General features: G+C 28.4%; 3 protein-coding genes. All 3 read left to right on the top strand.

The window, feature by feature from the left end; genetic code table 11:
- Positions 1 to 115 precede the first annotated feature (115 nt).
- Positions 116 to 706 (top strand): hypothetical protein, encoded by a 591-nt coding sequence (locus LS64_RS12030; RefSeq protein ID WP_064773735.1) that lies wholly within the window; start codon positions 116 to 118, stop codon positions 704 to 706.
- Positions 703 to 1230: a hypothetical protein gene (locus LS64_RS12025; RefSeq protein WP_118962149.1), complete on the top strand. Its 528-nt coding sequence runs from the start codon at positions 703 to 705 to the stop codon at positions 1228 to 1230. Before LS64_RS12030 ends, LS64_RS12025 begins: the two co-directional genes overlap by 4 nt.
- A 327-nt stretch (positions 1231 to 1557) precedes the next feature.
- The coding region (locus LS64_RS12015; RefSeq protein WP_138127383.1) for a Tle-like phospholipase domain-containing protein at positions 1558 to 2410 on the top strand (853 nt) is incomplete at its 3' end.

The raw sequence follows: 2410 nt of genomic DNA, 5'->3' as shown, positions 1-2410 counted from the left end.
CTAAAATAGATTCTAAAGATTTAGAATATGGTTATGGAGACTTTATTGATTTAAAAAGAGATTATATAAGAGAATGTGATGATAAAGAAATAAATCTAACAAAGGAGATAAATAAATGCTATTTATCATCATATTTCTATTTATAGTCTTTACTTTATCTTACTTTATATGTTGGCTTATTTATAGAAAAGCCTTTAAATCACAAAGAAAAATATCTAAGATTCTAGTATTTCTTGGTGGTGTGGGATTAATAATATTTTATTATACGCCATATTCATTTTATCTAGAGCCTAGCTTTTATGAATTTAGAAATATGTGTAAGCTAAATGAATTGCCAGATAATCAAGAAAAATATAATAAAATTTTAAGTTATTTTGATTTGAGTTTGGATACGCTAGATTGGGAAGAGTTGAATAGGGAAGCGGAAATATTCTTTCAATTAAAAAATAAAGTTATAGATACTATGAAATGTAGTGCGAATTTTAGCATTAGGCAACCAATAAAAAATGGAAGAATATTATATAATTTTGTATTGCTGTATAAGAACAAAAATATTAATTCTATTCAAGATTTCAAGTCTATAAAACTTATGGCTAGATTGGATACAAAACGCTATTATCTAGGGAGAAAAGGTATGGCAAGTTATGAATTAGAGTGGAACGAGAATTTTATAACTTGTGAAAATATTATTAAGGAAGTGAAATGAGTAATAAAAAACGAATTGAGAAACTTAGAGAAATGGCTGAATTGGCTTGGGTAGCTTATGGGTATTTTCATTTATTAGGAAAAAAATTTAAAGACAGAAAAGATGATACAGATAAACCTTTATCTATCGCTCTTACCGATATTTTAGACATTACCTACAAAGGATATGAGGTTAAAGATACAGGTTGGTTTTTTGATGATAAGCTTGATGGTGATATGTCTCCCAAGCAAGCACAAAGATTCTTTGAACGTTATGAATTGATAGAATATTATCCTAAAGATAATTCAAAAGGTTTCCACGCCTGTTTATTTAAAAAAAAAACCACAAAACAATATACCTTAGCCATAAGGGGTAGCTATGACACAAAAGATTATTTAGAAGCTGATTTTTGGAATCTATTAACAAAAGGGCAAGTGCCGAAATCATATTATGAAAATATGCTAAGATTCTATAACAAATGTGTAGAAAAATACTCAAATATCACAAAGCCTGAAAGTCTTAATGTGGTAGGACATTCACTATGAGGTTGTCTTGCTCAATTGCTTGCTTTAAACTATAACTAGAAAAGATAAAAAGGTTACAACTTATGAAAATATTAAAAATACTTTATGTTTGTTGGGTTGTGTTTTGTATATTTGGCTATATAATTTCGCCATTAATTGGGCATAATCCAGATAGATTTGAGGAGTTTTTTATAATGATGAGCTGGATTATTCTACCGCTAGTGGTAGTAAATTTATGGCTATTTGGAATAACAAGAGTTAAAAAATATTTACTTAGATTTTTTCTATTGTTATTATACTATCCATTGGCAGTTTTGTTGTATCTTATATTTGATTAAAAGGAGAACTATGAAAAAACAAATTAATGATATTAGAGATTATGCAGAGTTGTCGTGGGCTAGTTATTTTAACCTTATCTATATTGATGGACAAAAAGTTGATGATTTTAAGATAGGAATAGGTAGAATCTTTAAAAATGAAGAAAATCAAGAAAAATTTGAATATCATAAAGCATTATCTAAAGAGCATAAAGGTTATTTTATTTATGATGATTCTTTAGTTTTTTATCCTAGACTTAATGGGGAATTTGGAGAATTGCAGGCAAAAGCATTTGCAAAACGATATCAAATCATATTTCATCAACCAAATACTTCAAGTGGATTTTCTGCTACATTATTCTACGATACACAAAAAGAGCGATTTATTGTTGCTTTTAGGGGAACAGAAAAATTTTGGAGTATGGATACATTTGCTGATATAGGACTTGTATTTGGTAAAGGAGATTTTCAAGCTAATGATTTAAAACAATTCTTGCTCGATATAGCACCTATTTTAAATAATATAGATTCTAATAAAATTATTTTTGTGGGGCATTCTTTAGGTGGATATTTGGCTGTGATAGCAATGCAATTTTGCGATACAATCGATAAGACACTCGATACAGATTTTAAACAAATAAAATTTAGTGCTTCGAAAGTTTATACATTTAATTCTCCAGCAATAGATGGAATAGATAATATGCTAATGAAAGTTTTGGCAACACTAATGGATGGAAATATTATGGAGCAGGTTTTAAATCCGCAAAAAGTATATTGTGTTTATGACAATGGTGGGATAAAAATTATAGCTTCAGCTCAATATGGCTCCATTAATAGAATTCCTATCTATACAGGATTTAACTCACACTCCATTATCCCCCTTA

This window comes from Helicobacter saguini (assembly GCF_000762875.2).
Classification (GTDB): Bacteria; Campylobacterota; Campylobacteria; order Campylobacterales; family Helicobacteraceae; genus Helicobacter_A; species Helicobacter_A saguini.
This window is presented reverse-complemented; position numbering and strand designations above follow the sequence as displayed.